This is a genomic window from Halomonas alkalicola (assembly GCF_030704205.1).
GTDB lineage: Bacteria > Pseudomonadota > Gammaproteobacteria > Pseudomonadales > Halomonadaceae > Halomonas > Halomonas alkalicola.
The window spans coordinates 530,302-547,675 of sequence record NZ_CP131913.1 but is presented as its reverse complement, the minus strand read 5'-3'; the positions used below and the strand labels follow the sequence as shown (position 1 = coordinate 547,675).

Genomic DNA, 17,374 nt, shown 5'->3' with positions numbered 1-17,374 from the left:
TTGCGCAAATGATGGGGGCGCTTCGCGAGAACTCAAGCGTTGACGCGCATTGCTCGCCTCGGCGGTGCCAGACCGCATAGATTGTCATATCGATAGCGCTATGGTGCGCCGCACAAACTCTGCTACCTTACTTGTACCCCAAAAGAGCGATGTCCAGGACTCTGCCGCCAGGTCGGCCCTGAATCGCCCCATCCCCTGGAGGATTGACGATGAAACTCGATAGCTCAGTGATTGCCATTACCGGTGGCGCCCGCGGCCTCGGCCTGGCCATGGCCCAGCTGCTGGGCAGTCGAGGCGCCCGTCTGGCGCTGATCGATACCGATGCCGCCACCCTGGACGATGCCGTGTCCCGGCTGCACCAGGCGGGCATCGAGGCCCGTGGCTTCGTGGCCAACGTGGCCGACGAGACGTCGGTGAAGCAGGCCTTCGGGGATATCGCCGCCTCCCTGGGGCCGGTGAGCGGCCTGGTCAACAACGCCGGCATCCTGCGCGACGCCCTGCTGGTGAAGGCGAAGGAGGGCAGGGTCGAGAAGGTGATGTCGCTTGAGAGCTGGCAGGCCGTGATGGACGTCAACCTGACCGGTGTCTTCCTGTGCGGCCGCGAGGCGGCCAGCCAGATGATCGAGGCGGGCAACGAGGGGGTGATCGTCAATATCTCCAGCATCTCCCGGGCCGGCAACATGGGGCAGAGCAACTACGCGGCCTGCAAGGCGGCGGTCGTCGCGCTGACCACCACCTGGGCCAAGGAGCTTTCTCGTTACGGCATTCGCACCGGCTGTGTGGCCCCGGGCTTCATCGAGACCGACATGACCGCCTCCATGCGCCAGGACATGCTGGAGAAGCTGACCTCCGGTGTGCCCCTGGGCCGCCTGGGCCAGCCGGAGGACATCGCCCAGAGCGTGGCCTTCATTTTCGAGAATGCCTACTTCACCGGGCGGGTCATTGAGTGCGACGGCGGCCTGCGCCTCTAGGGTGCGTTAACAATTGCTGATGGAGATCGGGCTGATTTAGAATATCAGCATTTTTCGGTGATCTATGCCTCGGCTAATGCTACGTGATGACCAATGGGAGCGCATCGAGCACATGCTCCCCGGCAAAGCTTCAGATCGCGGGGTGACGGCCAAGGACAATCGCTTGTTCGTGGAAGCCGTCCTGTGGATCGCCCGGACAGGCGCTCCCTGGCGTGATCTGCCCGACGCCTTCGGTCGCTGGCACACTGTCTACATGCGCTATAACCGGTGGTCTAAGAAGGGGGTCTGGCAGCAGGTTATCGACACATTAGCCGATGATCCCGACATGGAGCAGCTGATGATAGATGGCAGTATCGTCAAAGTTCATCAGCATGGGGCGGCAAAAAAACGGCTCAGAGCACCGAAGCCATGGGGAAATCGCGTGGGGGATTGAGCACCAAGATCCACGCGGCGGTCGATGCCCTCGGCAACCCGGTACGGCTAATCCTCACACCGGGCCAAGCGTCTGAGTACGGAGCCGCCCCAGCGTTACTGGCGGGCTTTTCTCCAGCGGCGGTGCTTGGCGACAAGGGGTATGATTCCACCGCTTTGAGGGACATCATTCGAGCGGTGGGCGCCGAGCCGGTGATTCCGCCGAGAAAGAATCGCTTGGAATGCCCCGAGATAGATTGGCACTGTTACAAGGATCGCAACCTGGTAGAAAGGTTCTTCCAGAAAATCAAGCAGTTCAGGCGGCTGGCAACACGCTATGAGCGACTGGCGAGAAACTACCAGTCGCTACTCAACCTTGTATCCGCCGTCATATGGCTGGCCTAATTGTTAACGCTCCCTAGGGAAACACTGATTTATTGCTGCGCTCGATATCCTGACCGCCGGCGGTACTGGCGCGCCAGCCCGGTCAAAATCCTCATTTACTGCCGTGTAAACTCCGGTTTTTCCGTTCCGGCGGCGGTCAGCCTCTCATCGCTCGCGACATAAATCAGTGCTTCCCTTTAACGCCTGCTGTCGTAAAATCGAGCGGCCGCCGGGATCTTCCCGGCGGCCGCTGCGCTTCCGGCCGGTTCAGAAGCTGACCTGGTCCTCCAGGTTGGCGACGGTGCCGGCGCCGATGCCGCTGACCCGCGTCAGGTCCTCGGCACTCTCGAAGGGCCCGTTGGCCTCGCGCTCCTCGATGATGGCGGCCGCCTTGGCCGGCCCGATCCCCGGCAGTTCGCTGAGCAGCTCCGCGTCGGCGGTGTTGACGTTGATCGGCGCCATCTCCTGCGCCACGGCACCGAGCGGTGCCAGGCCGAGCAGCAGGGCGAGCAGTGCCCCGGCCAGTGCGTTGCGTGTCACTCCCTTCATGATCGTCTCCTCATGTTCTCACTGTTCTGGGTGATGCCTGTTGCTGGTTGTCGCCGTCGACGGTGTCTTCTTCCTGGACCTTGGGTCGTGCCGCTCACCCGGAGCCCTCTGCGTCGGGGCACTCTTCAAGCTAGCGGGCGCCCGGGGCCTCTATCGTCAGCGGGTGCCGCCAGCCGACGTAGGCCAGGGCCGGCAGCGAGGGGTAGCCACGCGCTTCGCTGGAGGGCTCCCGGGGAGACGCACCGCGGGGCGATCTCCTACGCGAGTTGGTGGTTCGGGCTGATATAATGTCGCTCATCTGTCCCTTGCCTGGAGCCCGGCCCGTGTCTACCGATTCGCCCCTGATCATCGCTCTCGACTATGCCTCCCTGGATGCCGCCCTGTGCATGGCCGATCGCCTCGATCCGGCCCGCTGCCGCCTGAAGGTGGGCAAGGAGCTGTTCACCCGCAGCGGCCCCGACGTGGTGGAGGCGCTGCATGGTCGCGGCTTCGAGGTGTTCCTGGATCTCAAGTTTCACGACATTCCCAACACCGTGGCCGGCGCCGTTCAGGCGGCGGCGGAGCAGGGCGTGTGGATGGTCAACGTCCATGCCGGCGGCGGTCGTCGCATGATGGAGGCGGCCAGGGAGCGGCTTCAGCGCCACGGGCTCTCCACCCACCTGATCGCGGTGACAGTGCTGACCAGCATGGAGGCCGAGGACCTGGCCGAGGTGGGGGTCGGCGTCACCCCGGCGGAGCAGGTGGAGCGCCTGGCGATGCTGGCCAGCCAGAGCGGCATGGACGGGGTGGTGTGCTCGGCCCAGGAGGCTGCGCGGCTGCGTGAGCTGTGTGGCGAGTCATTCCTCAAGGTCACCCCGGGCATCCGCCCGAGCTTCGCGGTGGCCGGCGACCAGCGTCGCGTCATGACCCCGCGTGACGCCATGGCGGCGGGCAGCACCCACCTGGTGGTAGGGCGTCCGGTGACCCAGGCCGATGATCCCATGGCGGCGCTGGCGGCCATCGAGGCCGAGCTGGCCGCCGGCTGAGGTCGGGCTACTCGCCCTCGATGCCGGTGATCGGCTTGGTGGTGCCCCAGCTGCGGCAGCGCGGGCACTGCCAGTGAAGCTGCTCGCCGGCGTGGCCACAGCGCCGGCAGCGGTGGCGGGGCAGGGCCTCCAGCAGCGTGTGGGTGTGACGCTGCAGCAGCTGGAGCTGCGCCAGGGGCTCGCCCACGCTGAGCTGGCGGTAGAGGTCGATCAGGTAGTCCAGCGCGCCCAGGCTGGGTTCGCGGTTGAGCTGTTCGCTGACCAGGTCGATGGCGGCCTGCAGGCCATCCCGGTGGCGCACCGTCTCGGCCAGCAGGATAATCACGCTGGTGTAGGGCGTGCGCTCCACCAGCTGCTGCAGGTGGCGAACCAGCCCGTCCTCGTCGTCGAGCAGCCGATAGGCGGCGGCCAGGGGAGGCAGCAGGGTGGGGGTGAAGGCGGCATCCTGGCCGGGGATGCGGTCGAGCAGGCGAATCTCCTGGCGGTAGTGGCCGGTGTCGTGCTCCATGGCGGCCAGCAGCAGGTTGGCGCGCACGCAGCGGGGGTCGATGGCCAGCGCCCGGCGCAGGTGCTTGCGGGCGAGGCCGGGGCTGGCCTCGAAGCGCTCCTGCTCGGCCAGCTGGCAGAGCCAGTGGGCGGCGGCGCGGCGGATGTCATCGCTCTGGCGTATCAGCTGGGGCTGGGCTACCTCGAGTGCCGCCTGCCACTCTCCCTCGCGCTCCAGCAGATCCGTGAGCAGGCGCTTGGCCGACAGGCGCCGCTCCTCGTCCTGGGAGTCGCGCACCAGGGTATGCAGCAGCCGCTCGGCGCGGTCCAGCAGCCCCAGCGCCAGGAAGTCGCGCGCCAGCTCCAGCTGCACGCGCTCTCCCTGGGCGACGGAGAGCGTCGGCCGGGCGAGCAGGTTCTGATGGATCTTCACCGCCCGGTCCGCCTCGCCGCGGGCGCGAAACAGGTTGCCCAGGGTGATATGGGTGTCGATGGTCTCGCTGTTGACCTCGAGTGCCGCCACGAAGGTCTCGATGGCGCGATCCTGCTGGTCATTGAGCAGGTAGTTGAGCCCCACGAAATAATCCTGCGCCAGCCCGGATGATGGCGCGGGATCGGAGGGCTTGCTGCGTTCGCGGCGGCCGAGCCACCAGCCGATGGCGACCGCTGCCAACAACAGCGTCAGCAGCAGGGCGTCGGGCATTTAGGGGAGTTCCTTGAGCTCCTGAACGCGCAGTCGATCGAGCTCCTTGCGCTGCTGCTGGTTGTGGCGCTGGGCGCGGGTCAGCAGGGTGCGCAGGCGCAGGTAGACGCCGCTCATGGCCAGCATGCCGAGCAGCACCCCGACCGCCAGGGAGGCGAGCAGCCAGACGGACAGCGAGGCCGCGGGGAGCTCGAGCCAGATCAGGTTGAGCGGAAGGGCCTGCTGGTTGTTCACGGCGAAGAGAATGCCGACCAGCAGGACGACCAGCAGAATGACGGCCAGGATCAGGCCTTTTAGCCAACGCATGCGCTTGTGTCCCCTGTAATGGTGGTGCCGGTAATCATGGTGTGGGTGACCGGAGCCGATCAGTAGCCCAGGGCGCGGCTGGCGTCTACCTGCTCGCGCAGCTCCTTGCCTGGCTTGAAGTGTGGCACGAACTTGCCTTCCAGCGCGACCGGTTCGCCGGTCTTGGGGTTGCGGCCGACCCGGGGCTCCCGGTAGTGCAGCGAGAAGCTGCCGAAGCCGCGAATCTCGACGCGGCCCCCTTCGGCCAGGGTGTCGGTGATGTCGTCGAGGATGAGGCGCACGGCAGCCTCGACTTCCTTGATCGACAGCTCCGGCTGCCGTGCGGCGATCTGCTCGATCAACTCGGACTTGGTCATCGACGTTCTCCCTGTGCGGTGGGCGAAAGAGCCGGCCCGCCTGGCGCTGTTGTTTCTCCAAAGCATACTCGGCAAGTTGTGATAAAACAACGCACTACGACCATTGGCAGATGGCGCGGCTGGCGGCTGCCGTTCGCGGGGGGGTCGGGTATACTGTGGTGACACATCCCACCGGACAGGCGAGGTCGACGTTGAACGAGCAATCACCCCAGGAAGCGGCACTGCGCAAGCGGCTCTATTGGCACTCCCGTCGCGGCATGTGGGAGCTGGACCTGCTGCTGGTGCCCTTCCTCGAGCAGCGCTACGACAGCCTCGACGAGGCGGATCAGCTGGCCTTCCGGCAGCTGATCGACGAGGAGGACCAGGACCTGTTCATGTGGTTGATGCGCCGCGACTGGCCGGAGGACCCGGACCGCCGCCGCATAGTGCAGCTGATCGTCGAGCATGCCGAAAGCGCCGACAGCATTGGGCATCGTCCCGTCTAGGCTCTCCCTCCTCCTTCACGCCCTGCTGGCCGCTGCGGTGGTCGGCATGGCGTTTCTGCATGCCCCGGCCTGGCTGGCCGCCCTGGTCGCTGTCGCGATGCCGGGCGTCGTCCTCGACGCCGCACGGCGGCGGGTGCGTGGCGAGCTGCGTGCCCTGGTGCCCGGCGATGGCGGCCCGCGGGCCGGCAGTCTGCGCTGGGAGTGGCGTCAGCACGGCGAGGCGCCCTGGCGCCCGGCTTCCCTCGAGTGCGACTATCTCGGCCCCTGGCTGATTGGCCTGCGCCTCAACGGCCGACGGCTATGGCTGTGGCCGGACAGCAGTGACGCCGCCTCGCTATGGCGGCTGCGTCGCCTATTGATCCAGCAGCGCTAGGCAGGAGGCCGTCAGTCGAGGTCCGCGAGATGGACCCGCGAGGGCTGCGCGGTCCCCGGGGCGTGGCCGGGGCAGCCCGGGTTGTAGTGCAGGCCGCGAGATTCGCGGCGGGCACGGGCGCTGGCCACGGTCAGCCGCGCCAGGCGCAAGGCCTGCCACAGGCTGGCCAGGGTGACCGTGGGGGCGCAGGCAGCCACCAGCGGGGCGAGTTCCCGCTGCAGTGCCTCCAGGGTCTCGGCGGCCTCGTCCAGCCCGGCATCATGGCGCACGATCGCCACCCGCGCGCTCATCATCTGGCGCATCCGCTCGCGGATGCTGGACAGCACCTGGGGATCGGCCAGCCTGTCGCCGCTGTCCGGGAGCGGCACCAGGGGCGCGGCCTGAGCCGACGCGCCAGGGGGTGCGTCCCGAAGCAGTGCGGCGCCACAGCTGCGGGCGAACACCAGGCACTCCAGCAGCGAGTTGCTGGCCATGCGGTTGGCGCCGTGCAGCCCGGTGCAGGCCACCTCGCCGATGGCGTGGAGGTTCGGCACCGTGGTGGCCCCGGCCAGGTCGGTGGCCAGTCCCCCGCAGCTGTAGTGCGCGGCGGGGACCACCGGGATCGGCTCCCGGGCGATGTCCAGGCCGCGGCTGGCGCAGTGGGCATGGATGGTGGGGAAGTGGTGGCTGATCGCCGCCTCGCCCAGGTGGCGGATATCGAGCAGCACGTGGTCGCTGCCGGTGCGCTGCATCTCGGCATCGATGGCCCGGGCGACGATATCGCGCGGCGCCAGTTCGGCGCGCGGGTCCAGGGCGGGCATGAAGCGCTCGCCGTTGACGTTCAGCAGCCGTCCACCTTCGCCGCGCACCGCCTCGCTGATCAGGAAGGGGCTGCCGTCGGGATCATAGAGGCAGGTCGGGTGGAACTGCTGGAACTCCAGGTTCATCAGTTCCGCCCCCAGCTCTGCCGCCATCAGCATGCCTTCGCCGCTGGCCGGGTGGGGGCTGGTGGTATGGCGGTATAGCCCGCTGGCGCCGCCGGTGGCCAGCACTGTGTCCGCGGCCAGCAGTTCGTGCAGCCGGCCCTGGCCATCCAGGCAGCGCGCCCCGCGGCAGGCCCCGGCGGTGTCGCCGATCAGGCCGATGGCGGTGAGGTCGTCCAGCACCTGGATGGCAGGATGTGCGGTCACATGGGCCTTGAGGGTCTCCATCACCGCCAGACCTGTGGCATCGGCGGCGTGGATGATGCGCCGGGCGCCGTGGCCGCCCTCCCGGGTCAGGTGGTAGGGGTAGGTGGCCTCGGGGCTGGGGTCCGGGGTGAAGGGCACGCCGAGGGCCAGCAGTCGCGCGATGGCGGCAGGCCCCTGCTCGACGGTGAAGCGCACGGCGGCCTCGTCGCAGAGGCCGTCGCCGGCCACCAGGGTGTCGGCCACGTGGGCATCGAAGTCATCGCTTGGCGAGAGCACCGCGGCGATCCCGCCCTGGGCCCAGCGGCTGGCCCCCTGGTCGTCGCTGGCCGGGCGCAGCAGGGTGACCCGCCGTCGCTCGGCGACCTCCAGGGCCAGCACCAGGCCGGCAACGCCGCCACCGATGATCAGCACATCATGATTGCCGTGGGTCATCTTGCGTTCCTTTGTCGGTGGCGGCGGTGTCGCGGGGTGCCCACTTGCGCCCGGAGGCGCGATGCAGGCGGCGGCTGGGAAGCCGGGTCAGGCCGCCGAGGCAGGCGACCAGGTCGCCGGTGACGCGGGCCAGCTCGCGATTTAGCCACAGATAGCCGCTGGGGCTGAAGAGGGTGCGTCCCTCATCGCTCACCGCGGTGGTGGCCAGCTCGGCGTGTCGCTGCAGGTTGAAGGGGCTCACCGTGACCGCGATGGGCTGGCCAGTGCGTACCTGGAAGGCGAGGGTGCCGAGCTCCCGGGCCAGCCGGTGTTGCTCCTCGCGCAGTCCCGTCATGGCCTCGATGCGGTCGTGGCCCTCCCGGGTGGTCCAGTGGGTCTCCAGCAGCAGCTCGATGGTGGAGAGCATTCGGCGCTGCAGGGAGATGACGTCGTCGAGTTCGTCGCGGGTGAGCCGGCGCTCGCGATGGATGGCATCGACCAGGCCGCGCTGCTTGACCAGGGCGGAGCTGGTGGCCTTGAGCAGGGCGCGGGTATCCACGTCCAGGGCGGCCGCGGCGGTGGTGTGAGCATGGAACAGGCGCGCCATGCGGTCGAGGTTCTCGGCCAGCATGAAGCGCATCATGTCGGTGGCCTTCTGGGGCAGCACGAGTACGGTGACGGTGATGCCCACCAGGGTCCCGAGCAGCACGTCGAAGGCGCGCCACAGGCCGATGCCCAGGTCGTGGCTGCCGTCGCCGACCACCAGCAGCAGGCTGATGGCAAACATCAGGCCGCTGTAGCCGTGGCGATTGCCGAAGGTGAGCCAGGTGGCGACGCCGATGGCGACCAGGCTGCCGGCGGGAATCAGCAGGGGAGCGGCGGGCGGAAAGAGGATCAGCGCGAGCCCGCTGGCCGCGCCGAGCACGGTACCCAGCAGTCGCTGGCGGCCCTTGTCGAGCACGCCTCCGATATGCGGCAGGTTGCCCATCACCATCACGGTGCTGACCAGCGCCCAGCTGGAGTGGGGGATCTCGAACAGGCGGATGATGACGAAGGTGATCGTCAGGGCCAGAAGCACGCGCACCACATGCAGGCGGCGGCGAAAACGATAGGTAAAGAAGGGGTCGCGCAGGGGCGGCAGGTTCATGAGGCAAGGCCCCGCTGGTGCGCCGCTTGGGTGTCGGTCCAGGCGAAGGACGGAGAGACTGGTGCCCGGAGCCGGGCTCGAACCGGCACGGTGTCGCCACCGAGGGATTTTAAGTCCCTTGCGTCTACCAATTTCGCCATCCGGGCGGCACGGTGTCGAGCAGAAAAAGGGGGAAATGGAGGCTGGAGTCGGAATCGAACCGGCGTACACGGAGTTGCAGTCCGCTGCATGACCACTCTGCCATCCAGCCTCACCGAGTCAGATGTTCACCTCCCGAAGGGAGGTGGAGCGGGAAACGAGATTCGAACTCGCGACCCCAACCTTGGCAAGGTTGTGCTCTACCACTGAGCTATTCCCGCCTGACTCGAGAGCGAATTATACGGATAAGTCGGTGACTGTCAAACGCTTTTGCACTCCCTCACATGGAATCGCTGAGGTGCGGCCAGGCGGCGCGCAGGTAGAGCACCATGGACCACAGGGTCAGCACGGCCGCCACGTAGAGGGTGGCCACGGCGAGATGGGCGATGGGAGTGCCCGGGGCGAAGGCCAGCAGCAGGAAGATGGCGACCATCTGCAGGGTGGTCTTCACCTTGCCGATCCAGGAGACCGCGACCTTGCCGCGCTTGCCCATCTCCGCCATCCACTCGCGCAGCGCCGAGATGACGATTTCGCGGCCGATGATCACCAGCGCCGGCAGGGTGAGCCAGACCGCCTCGTAGCGTTCGATCATCAGCGCCAGGGCCACGGCCACCATCAGCTTGTCGGCCACCGGGTCGAGGAAGGCGCCGAAGGGGGTGGCCTGGTCCCAGCGCCGGGCCAGGTAGCCGTCGAGCCAGTCGGTGATCGAGGCCAGGGCAAACAGGCCGGCGGCCAGCGGCATGCTCCACGAGAAGGGCAGGTAGAAGAACACCACCAGCAGCGGAATGAAGCCGATACGGGCGAGGGTGAGGAGATTCGGGATGTTCATTGCTTGACGCTGTCCTTGCCGGTGGGTGGTGCCGAGCGCCCGCTCATTCTATCCCCCTTGGCGGACTTCATCCATGCAGGGCGCGATGAATCGCCTCGGCCAGGGTGGCGCTGATGCCTGGCGCCCGCGCCAGCTCCTCGCGGCTGGCCTGCTTGACCCCCTGCAGCCCGCCGAAGAAGCGCAGCAGCTCGCGGCGGCGCTTGGGCCCGACGCCGGGGATGCCTTCCAGGGTGGAGGTGCGGCGCGCCTTGTCGCGGCGTGTGCGATGGCCGGTGATGGCGAAACGGTGCGCCTCGTCGCGCACGTGCTGGATCAGGTGCAGGGCCGGCGAGGCCGGATCCATGTCCAGGCTCCGATCTGCGGTCTCGAGGAACAGGGTCTCCAGGCCCGCCTTGCGGGTGGTGCCCTTGGCGACGCCGACCAGGGCGATGCCGCTGACCCCGAGCTCGGCAAAGACCTCCCGGGCCAGGTTGAGCTGGCCCTTGCCGCCGTCCACCAGCAGCACGTCGGGGCGCTCCCCCTCGCCGTCCGTGAGTCGGCGGAAGCGTCGGGTCAGCGCCTGGCGCATGGCGGCGTAGTCGTCGCCGGCGGCCACTCCCTCGATATTGAAGCGGCGATAGTCGGACTTGCGCGGGCCGTTCTGGTCGAACACCACGCAGGAGGCCACGGTGGCCTCGCCGTGGCTGTGGCTGATGTCGAAGCACTCCAGGCGAGCAGGGGTCTCGGCCAGGCCCAGCACCTCGCGCAGCGACGCGAACCGCCGCGTGAGCTGGGCCTGGCTGGCCAGCTGGCTGGCGAGCTGCTGCTCGGCGTTGGTCACGGCCAGGGACTGCCACTGCGCGCGGTGGCCGCGCACCCGATCGGTGAGCCGCACGCGCCGGCCGGCGCGCTCGCCGAGCGCCGCCTCGATCAGCGCACGATCCGCCAGGGGGTGGCTGGTGATCAGCTCGCGGGGAATCTCGTTGTCCTGGCCCAGGTAGTACTGGCTGAGAAATTCCGCGAGCAGCTCCTCGGCGGGCAGGTCGAGCCCGTTGGCGGGGGCATGGTGGCGCGCCCCCAGCAGCCGCCCGTGACGCACGCTGAGCACCGAGATGCACAGCGCGCCGGGGCGGGTGGCCAGGGCGAAGATGTCGGCATCGCCGTCGCCGGTATCGACGAACTGGCGCTGCTGGAGCTGGCGCAGCTGCTGGATCTGGTCGCGCAGCCGGGCGGCCTCCTCGAAGGCCAGCGCCTGGCTGGCCGCCTCCATGGCCGCGGTGAGCTCGCCGGTCACCTGCTCGCTTCTGCCCTCCAGGCACTGCACGGCGTGTTCCAGGTCGCGCCGGTACTCCGCCTCGCCGATCAGGCCCACGCAGGGGCCGCTGCAGCGCTCGATCTGATATTGCAGGCAGGGCCTCGTGCGGTGGGCGAAGACGCTGTCCTCGCAGTTGCGGATGCGGAAGATCTTCTGCATCAGCGAGAGGCTCTCGCGTACCGCCAGGCTGCTGGGGTAGGGGCCCAGGTAGCGGCCGTCGTCGCGGCGCGCCCGGGCACGCTTGTACTCCAGCGCCGGGAAGGGGTGGCGGTCGGTGACGAAGACGAAGGGATAGGACTTGTCGTCGCGCAGCAGGATGTTGTAGGGCGGGCGCAGCTCCTTGATCAGGGTCTGCTCCAGCAGCAGCGCCTCGGTTTCGCTGTTGGTCACCGTGACCTGGATGTCGGCGATGCGCGAGACCAGGGCCTGGGTCTTGGCGTTCAGGGCGCCACGGAAATAGCTGGCCAGGCGCGCCTTGAGGCGTCGGGCCTTGCCGACATACAGGGTCTCGCCCCGGGCATCCAGCATGCGGTAGACGCCCGGGGATTCGCTGACGGTGCCGAGGAAGTGGCGATGATCGAAGCTCATGAAGGCGGTGCGGTCGCGGACGGGAGTGCCATCCTAGCAGATCAGGCCGGACGGCAGGCCGGGGCGGCTCACTCCACGCTGGCGAAGCCCTCCACCAGGCCATGGCGCAGCCCCAGGTGGGTAAGCTCGACGTCGGTCTGTACGCCCAGCTTGTCGAAGATGCGGTAGCGGTAGGTGTTCACCGTCTTGGGACTGAGGAAGAGCCGGTCGGAGATATCGGCCACCTTCTGGCAGTTGACGATCATCATCGCCACCTGCATCTCGCGCTGGGAGAGCTGGTCGAAGGGGTTGTCGGCGGCATCGATGCGCGACAGCACCAGCCGCTGGGCGACCTCCGGGCTGACGTAGCGCTGGCCGTGGAAGACGCCGCGGATGGCCGCCACCATCTCCTCGTGCTGGCAGTCCTTGCTCAGGAAGCCGAAGGCGCCGGCGTCCAGCAGTCGCTGGGCGAAGGCCTCCTCGAGCCAGGCGGTCAGCACCAGCACGCGGGTGTCGGGCTGGGTGCGGTGGATCTTGCGGGTGGCCTCCAGGCCGCCGATCCCCGGCATGCGGATATCCATCAGCACCACGTCGGGGGAGAGGCGGCGGGTCTCGGCGATGGCGGTCTCGCCGTCGGAGGCCTCGCCGACCACGCTGAGGTCTTCCTCGGCGTTCAGCAGGTGGGCGATGCTGGTCCTCACCAGGTGATGGTCATCGGCAATCAGTACCCGGATCAAGGCGGCGGCTCCTGAGCGAATGGGCTGGTAGGGAAAAGGTGGGGAGAGACGAGGTGTCTCATGCCAAAGAGTGGCACAACTTCGGTGCAGGTGGAAAGCATCCTTCGGGGGAGAGATGGAGGGGGTTGACGAACCCGGTATCAGCGCGTAATATCTGCCTCGTTCTCGCAAGGCGAGACGATGTGGGGCCTTAGCTCAGCTGGGAGAGCGCAACACTGGCAGTGTTGAGGTCAGCGGTTCGATCCCGCTAGGCTCCACCAGCAAGACACCATGAAAACCCCCCTGGCGCCCGGCGTCAGGGGGTTTTTCTTTGGCCTGTGTGCGGCAGGCGTCCGCGCGTTCGGCAGGTGTAGGTGCGTTGTTGTTGCCGCGGCCGCGGCCGTCGCCGCGGGGGCGTTTCCCGATGCAAAAGCCCCGCCGCGGCGATGCCGGGCGGGGCTTCTGGGGTCACTGGCGGTCAGGGCTCAGGCGCAGTCGGCGGCGCCTTCACCGAACATGTCGAACAGCAGCTCGCGGCCGAGGGGAGTGAGCACCAATCGGTTGTGCTCGTTCCAGGAGGCCGCCTCGCTGTTGACCAGGACCTTTTCGCAGGTCTGCCATTCGCTGGAAGAGCGGGAGAGGTCTGCCACATCCTGGCGGTCGAGGCCGCGATGGGGGATGGAGACGGTTTCCAGCACGTGACCATGGTGGTAGAGCAGGGCCGCCATGTTGGAGAGGCACTGGCGCAGGCTGCGCTGCATGGAGGCGATGGGGGAAGCGTCGATCATCATGGGCCGCATTTCCTGTCAATCAGGGGGTGTGCTGCGGCGCATTATACTACCAAGGTCGTGGTTATACAAAGGTCTAAGTCGACGGGTTCTAGGATGGTGATGGGCCCGGGGCGCTGCGGTGGAGCGTCGCAGGGCCCCGGGAAGATCAGCCGTCGACGCGACCGAGCAGCAGGAACTCGATCAGAGCCTTCTGGGCATGCAGGCGGTTGCCGGCTTCCTGCCAGACCACGGCGCGCGGGTCGTCGAGCAGGGTCTCGCTGATCTCCTCGCCGCGGTGGGCGGGCAGGCAGTGCAGGAAGAGGGCGTCGGCCCTGGCGCGGTCGAGCAGCGCCTCGGTCACCTGGAAGCCGGCGAAGTCTGCCTCGCGCTTGGCCTGCTCCTCCTCCTGGCCCATGGAGGCCCACACGTCGGTGGTGACCAGGTCGGCGTCGACCACGGCATCATTGGGGTCGCGCAGGATCGTCACCCGGTCGCCGGCGGCCTCGAGGATATCCTGGCGCGGCTCGTAGCCCGCCGGGCAGCAGATGCGCAGCTGGAAGTCGAACTGACGCGCGGCGTTGATCCAGGAGTGGCACATGTTGTTGCCGTCGCCGATCCAGACCGCCGTCTTGCCCTTGACGCTGCCGCGCAGCTCGGTCCAGGTCATCACGTCGGCCAGCAGCTGGCAGGGATGGTAGTCGTCGGTCAGCGCGTTGATCACCGGCACCGAGCTGGCCGCGGCATACGCCTCCAGCCCTTGATGGGAGAAGGTGCGGATCATCACGATGTCGACCATCTCCGAGAGCACTCGGGCGGTGTCGCCGATGGGCTCGCCGCGACCCAGTTGGGTGTCGCGGGGGGAGAGGAAGAGGGCGTGGCCACCGAAGTGTGCCATGGCGGTTTCGAAGGAGACCCGGGTACGGGTCGAGGACTTCTCGAAGATCATCGCCATGGTGCGGTTGGGCAGGGGGGTGTAGCGGGGCCCCTGGGCCTTCAGCTCGTTCTTGATGGTGATGGCGCGCTGGATGAGGTAGTGCAGCTCATCCTGGCTCAGGTCCAGCAGGGTCAGGAAGTGGCGGGTGGCCATTGGGCGTGCTCCACGGGAAAAAACGACCATCCTAGCCAGGCGCTGGGGGATGCGCAACGCGCGTCGTATCAGTAGAATGGGCGATCACCAAGACCTACCGTCGAGCTCGGGTATTAACCCCGCGCCGCCATCCGCGACCTCTGTCATCCGTGACATCCATAGGGAGACGCCATGAGCACCACCCTCGAGAATATCCAGCGCCAGATCGGCGAAAACCCCATCCTGATCTACATGAAGGGCACGCCTCAGCTGCCCCAGTGTGGCTTCTCCGCCCAGACCGTCCAGGCGCTGATGGCCTGCGGCGAGCGCTTCGCCTTCGTCAATATCCTGGACAACCCGGATATCCGCGCCGAGCTGCCCAAGTTTGCCAACTGGCCCACCTTCCCCCAGCTGTGGGTCGAGGGCGAGCTGGTCGGCGGCTGTGACATCGTGGTGGAGATGCACCAGAGCGGCGAGCTCGAGAAGCTGATCAAGGAAACCGCCGCCAAGCACCAGCACGACGCCTGAGCCCTCGAGGCAGCAGCGACAGCGTCGAGCCACCAGCTGGCGTCATGGAACCCCGTCGGCATTGCCGGCGGGGTTCCCTGTTTATGCGTCTGATCGCATCATGCCGGCTGCCGCCTACGGCACCTCGTCCATCCCCTGTTCGCGCTGGGCCTGGGACCAGCCGCCCAGCTCCTTGTAGCGATTGACCATGGCGCAGAACAGCTCGGCGGTGCGTTCGGTATCGTAGCGCGCCGAGTGGGCCTCACCGTTGTCGAAGGGGATGCCGGCGGCGCGACAGGCCCTGGCCAGCACCGTCTGGCCGTAGATAAGGCCGGCCAGCGAGGCGGTGTCGAAGCTGGAGAAGGGGTGGAAGGGGTTGCGCTTGATGCCGCAGCGGTTGACGGCGGCATTCAGGAAGCCGTGGTCGAAGGCCGCATTGTGGCCGACCAGCACGGCGCGGGTGCAGCCGTGTGCCTTGATCGCCTTGCGCACCGGGCGGAAGATCTCGCCGAGCGCCTCGGCCTCGGAGAGCGCCACCTGCTGACGCAGCGGGTCATCGAGCCTGATCCCGGTGAAGTCCAGCGCCGACTGCTCGACGTCGGCACCCTCGAAAGGCTTCACGTGGAAGGCGTAGGTGGCTTCGGGCAGCAGGAAGCCCTGGGCGTCCATGGTCAGGGTCACGGCGGCGATCTCCAGGATCGCATTGCGCTCGGCATTGAAGCCGCCGGTCTCCATGTCCACCACCACCGGCAGGAAGCTGCGGAATCGCTGTGCCAGCAGCTCGCGGGCGATCGCCTCGCTCATGCACCCTCTCCTTGCGTCTTTCGGTCTCGGTCGCCCCGCCCCGCGGGGACCCGGGGCGAATCCGCGCAAGTCTAGCAGGTTGGCTTCCGGGCGTCCCGGGGCCGGTATTCGCCGTGCCAATGGCGCGCTATACTGCCCCCCCTGATGCCAACCCCCTAGCTTTCATCGAGGAGCCCCGAATGTCCGATGTCAAGAAGGTCGTGCTCGCCTACTCCGGTGGCCTGGACACCTCCGTTATCGTCAAGTGGTTGCAGGAGACCTACAACTGCGAGGTGGTGACCTTTACCGCCGACATCGGCCAGGGCGAGGAAGTCGAGCCGGCGCGCGCCAAGGCCCAGGCCCTCGGCGTGAAGGAGATCTACATCGAGGACCTGCGCGAGGAGTTCGTGCGCGACTACGTCTACCCGATGTTCCGCGCCAACACCATCTATGAGGGCGAGTACCTGCTCGGCACCTCCATTGCGCGCCCGCTGATCGCCAAGCGCCTGATCGAGATCGCCAACCAGACCGGTGCCGACGCCATCTCCCACGGCGCCACCGGCAAGGGCAACGACCAGGTGCGCTTCGAGATGGGCGCCTATGCCCTCAAGCCCGGCGTCAAGGTGATCGCCCCCTGGCGCGAGTGGGACCTGACCTCCCGCGAGAAGCTGATGGCCTACTGCGACGAGCACAGCATCCCGGTGGACTTCTCCTCCAAGAAGAAGAAATCCCCCTACTCCATGGACGCCAACCTGCTGCACATCTCCTACGAGGGCGGCATCCTCGAGGATCCCTGGGCCGAGGCCGAGGAGGACATGTGGCGCTGGAGCGTCTCTCCGGAGACCGCCCCGGACGTGCCCACCTACGTGGAGCTGACCTTTGAGAAGGGTGACATCGTGGCCGTCGACGGCACCCCGATGCGCCCCCATGAGGTGCTCGAGACCCTCAACAAGCTGGGCGGCGACAACGGCATCGGCCGTCTCGACATCGTCGAGAACCGCTACGTGGGCATGAAGTCCCGCGGCTGCTACGAGACGCCCGGCGGCACCATCATGCTCAAGGCCCACCGCGCCATCGAGTCCATCACCCTGGACCGCGAGGAGGCCCACCTCAAGGACGAGCTGATGCCCAAGTACGCCAAGGTGATCTACAACGGCTACTGGTGGAGCCCGGAGCGCCGCATGCTGCAGGCCGCCATCGACGAGACCCAGAAGAACGTCTCCGGCGTGGTGCGCATGAAGCTCTACAAGGGCAACGCCATCGTGGTGGGGCGCCAGTCCGAGCAGTCGCTGTTCGACGAGTCCATCGCCACCTTCGAGGACGACGCCGGCGCCTACGACCAGAAGGATGCCGAGGGCTTCATCAAGCTCAACGCCCTGCGCCTGCGCATTGCTGCCGGCAAGGGCCGCAAGCAGGACTAAGGAAACGCTGATTTATTGCTGCGCTCGATATCTTGGCCGCCAGCGGTGCTCGAAATCCTCACCTAGTACCGCATAGGCTCCGGTTTCTGCGCTCCGGTGGCGGCCAACCTCTCTTCGCTCGCGACATAAATCAGGTGTTCCCTGAAGTGACTACTGTGTCGACACCGGCTTATGCCGGTGTCATCGTTTCGGGAGGATCTCAGATGCTGAAGAAATTGCTGTCCGGGCTGTTCGGCGGCGGCGAGAAGGCGCCGGGCAGCGCGCCGGCCGCCGAACCGGTGGCCTACAAGGGCTACCAGATCATCTCCGAGCCCGCCGACCAGGGCGGCCAGTACCGGGTCAGCGGCTGGATCCGCAAGCCCGGGGAGGACGGCGAGGTGCAGGAGCACCGCTTCGAACGCTCCGACATGGTGCCCGGCCGCGAGGCCTGCGACCAGCTGATGGTCAGCAAGGCGCAGCGCTTCATCGACGAGGTGGGCGAGGGGATGTTCCGGCCCCGCTGACCGA

Annotated in this window: 20 protein-coding genes and 4 tRNA genes; 9 read left to right on the top strand and 15 right to left on the bottom strand. The window is 67.4% G+C overall.

The genetic code is table 11. From position 1 onward, the window contains the following. Positions 1 to 209 precede the first annotated feature (209 nt). Together B6N23_RS02660 and B6N23_RS02655 are read left to right on the top strand one after the other, a co-directional pair. A complete protein-coding gene (locus tag B6N23_RS02660; protein ID WP_302142621.1) occupies positions 210 to 971 on the top strand; it encodes an SDR family oxidoreductase in 762 nt (253 codons plus the stop codon). A gap of 64 nt (positions 972 to 1,035) precedes the next feature. After that, positions 1,036 to 1,787, top strand: a protein-coding gene (locus B6N23_RS02655) for an IS5 family transposase (protein ID WP_371317400.1) whose coding sequence is annotated in 2 segments (ribosomal slippage) — positions 1,036 to 1,359 and positions 1,362 to 1,787 — 750 coding nt in all. Because the reading frame shifts where the segments join, the coding sequence is not laid out codon by codon here. Between the two features lie 246 nt (positions 1,788 to 2,033). Here B6N23_RS02655 and B6N23_RS02650 read toward each other — a convergent pair. After that, a complete protein-coding gene (locus tag B6N23_RS02650; protein ID WP_169958157.1) occupies positions 2,034 to 2,315 on the bottom strand; it encodes a ComEA family DNA-binding protein in 282 nt (93 codons plus the stop codon). A 323-nt stretch (positions 2,316 to 2,638) separates the two neighbouring features. Here B6N23_RS02650 and pyrF point away from each other — a divergent pair, with 323 nt between their 5' ends. Beyond that, positions 2,639 to 3,340, top strand: a complete 702-nt coding sequence (gene pyrF, locus B6N23_RS02645; protein WP_169958158.1) for an orotidine-5'-phosphate decarboxylase — start codon at positions 2,639 to 2,641, stop codon at positions 3,338 to 3,340. Between the two features lie 7 nt (positions 3,341 to 3,347). Here the strand turns inward: pyrF and lapB are convergent, their stop codons facing one another. Genes lapB through B6N23_RS02630 form a run of 3 tightly spaced genes read right to left on the bottom strand, consistent with a single transcriptional unit; the run spans position 3,348 to position 5,191 of the window. Then, on the bottom strand, positions 3,348 to 4,529 hold the full coding sequence (gene lapB, locus B6N23_RS02640) for a lipopolysaccharide assembly protein LapB (RefSeq protein WP_305501633.1): 1,182 nt from the start codon (positions 4,527 to 4,529) through the stop codon (positions 3,348 to 3,350). Then, on the bottom strand, positions 4,530 to 4,835 hold the full coding sequence (locus B6N23_RS02635) for a lipopolysaccharide assembly protein LapA domain-containing protein (RefSeq protein ID WP_119022473.1): 306 nt from the start codon (positions 4,833 to 4,835) through the stop codon (positions 4,530 to 4,532). Between the two features lie 59 nt (positions 4,836 to 4,894). Next, positions 4,895 to 5,191 (bottom strand): integration host factor subunit beta, encoded by a 297-nt coding sequence (locus tag B6N23_RS02630; protein WP_169958160.1) that lies wholly within the window; start codon positions 5,189 to 5,191, stop codon positions 4,895 to 4,897. A gap of 191 nt (positions 5,192 to 5,382) precedes the next feature. On the opposite strand from B6N23_RS02630, the gene B6N23_RS02625 reads away from it, so the two are divergent. Further along, positions 5,383 to 5,676, top strand: a complete 294-nt coding sequence (locus B6N23_RS02625; RefSeq protein ID WP_169958161.1) for an FAD assembly factor SdhE — start codon at positions 5,383 to 5,385, stop codon at positions 5,674 to 5,676. 46 nt (positions 5,677 to 5,722) lie between these two features. After that, entirely contained in the window at positions 5,723 to 6,049 is a 327-nt protein-coding gene (locus B6N23_RS02620) for a hypothetical protein (RefSeq protein ID WP_305501632.1), read from the top strand. Between the two features lie 11 nt (positions 6,050 to 6,060). Here the strand turns inward: B6N23_RS02620 and nadB are convergent, their stop codons facing one another. The 8 genes from nadB to B6N23_RS02580 all read right to left on the bottom strand — a co-directional run bounded on the left by nadB (position 6,061) and on the right by B6N23_RS02580 (position 12,341). Next, positions 6,061 to 7,650, bottom strand: coding sequence for an L-aspartate oxidase (gene nadB / locus B6N23_RS02615; protein WP_169958163.1), 1,590 nt, complete (start codon positions 7,648 to 7,650; stop codon positions 6,061 to 6,063). Beyond that, the gene (locus B6N23_RS02610) at positions 7,631 to 8,776 is read right to left on the bottom strand and encodes an FUSC family protein (RefSeq protein WP_110070438.1); all 1,146 of its coding nucleotides are present in this window, start codon (positions 8,774 to 8,776) and stop codon (positions 7,631 to 7,633) included. Before B6N23_RS02610 ends, nadB begins: the two co-directional genes overlap by 20 nt. 59 nt (positions 8,777 to 8,835) lie before the next feature. Continuing rightward, positions 8,836 to 8,922: transfer RNA gene (locus B6N23_RS02605), tRNA-Leu, on the bottom strand. Positions 8,923 to 8,952: 30 nt separating this feature from the next. Next, positions 8,953 to 9,026: transfer RNA gene (locus B6N23_RS02600), tRNA-Cys, on the bottom strand. A 34-nt stretch (positions 9,027 to 9,060) separates the two neighbouring features. Next, a tRNA-Gly gene (locus B6N23_RS02595) sits at positions 9,061 to 9,135 on the bottom strand. A 59-nt stretch (positions 9,136 to 9,194) separates the two neighbouring features. Further along, positions 9,195 to 9,743 carry a CDP-diacylglycerol--glycerol-3-phosphate 3-phosphatidyltransferase gene (gene pgsA / locus B6N23_RS02590; RefSeq protein ID WP_110070439.1) on the bottom strand — a complete coding sequence of 183 codons (549 nt, stop codon included), beginning with the start codon at positions 9,741 to 9,743 and terminating at the stop codon, positions 9,195 to 9,197. A gap of 67 nt (positions 9,744 to 9,810) precedes the next feature. Further along, entirely contained in the window at positions 9,811 to 11,625 is a 1,815-nt protein-coding gene (uvrC, locus tag B6N23_RS02585) for an excinuclease ABC subunit UvrC (RefSeq protein WP_169958178.1), read from the bottom strand. A 68-nt stretch (positions 11,626 to 11,693) separates the two neighbouring features. Then, the gene (locus B6N23_RS02580) at positions 11,694 to 12,341 is read right to left on the bottom strand and encodes a response regulator (RefSeq protein WP_119022466.1); all 648 of its coding nucleotides are present in this window, start codon (positions 12,339 to 12,341) and stop codon (positions 11,694 to 11,696) included. 184 nt (positions 12,342 to 12,525) lie between these two features. On the opposite strand from B6N23_RS02580, the gene B6N23_RS02575 reads away from it, so the two are divergent. Then, positions 12,526 to 12,601: transfer RNA gene (locus B6N23_RS02575), tRNA-Ala, on the top strand. Between the two features lie 204 nt (positions 12,602 to 12,805). Here the strand turns inward: B6N23_RS02575 and B6N23_RS02570 are convergent. Next, positions 12,806 to 13,111: a hypothetical protein gene (locus B6N23_RS02570; RefSeq protein WP_305501631.1), complete on the bottom strand. Its 306-nt coding sequence runs from the start codon at positions 13,109 to 13,111 to the stop codon at positions 12,806 to 12,808. Positions 13,112 to 13,256: 145 nt separating this feature from the next. Then, the gene (gene argF, locus B6N23_RS02565) at positions 13,257 to 14,177 is read right to left on the bottom strand and encodes an ornithine carbamoyltransferase (RefSeq protein ID WP_305501630.1); all 921 of its coding nucleotides are present in this window, start codon (positions 14,175 to 14,177) and stop codon (positions 13,257 to 13,259) included. Positions 14,178 to 14,348: 171 nt separating this feature from the next. On the opposite strand from argF, the gene B6N23_RS02560 reads away from it, so the two are divergent. Next, the gene (locus B6N23_RS02560) at positions 14,349 to 14,684 is read left to right on the top strand and encodes a Grx4 family monothiol glutaredoxin (protein ID WP_305501629.1); all 336 of its coding nucleotides are present in this window, start codon (positions 14,349 to 14,351) and stop codon (positions 14,682 to 14,684) included. A 114-nt stretch (positions 14,685 to 14,798) separates the two neighbouring features. On the opposite strand, the gene rnt is transcribed toward B6N23_RS02560, so the two are convergent. Continuing rightward, positions 14,799 to 15,467, bottom strand: a complete 669-nt coding sequence (rnt, locus tag B6N23_RS02555) for a ribonuclease T (RefSeq protein ID WP_119022462.1) — start codon at positions 15,465 to 15,467, stop codon at positions 14,799 to 14,801. 179 nt (positions 15,468 to 15,646) lie between these two features. Between rnt and B6N23_RS02550 the strand changes: the two genes are divergently transcribed. Together B6N23_RS02550 and B6N23_RS02545 are read left to right on the top strand one after the other, a co-directional pair. Further along, on the top strand, positions 15,647 to 16,867 hold the full coding sequence (locus tag B6N23_RS02550; RefSeq protein ID WP_119022461.1) for an argininosuccinate synthase: 1,221 nt from the start codon (positions 15,647 to 15,649) through the stop codon (positions 16,865 to 16,867). A 203-nt stretch (positions 16,868 to 17,070) separates the two neighbouring features. Then, the gene (locus B6N23_RS02545) at positions 17,071 to 17,370 is read left to right on the top strand and encodes an HlyU family transcriptional regulator (RefSeq protein WP_119022460.1); all 300 of its coding nucleotides are present in this window, start codon (positions 17,071 to 17,073) and stop codon (positions 17,368 to 17,370) included. Positions 17,371 to 17,374 lie beyond the last annotated feature (4 nt).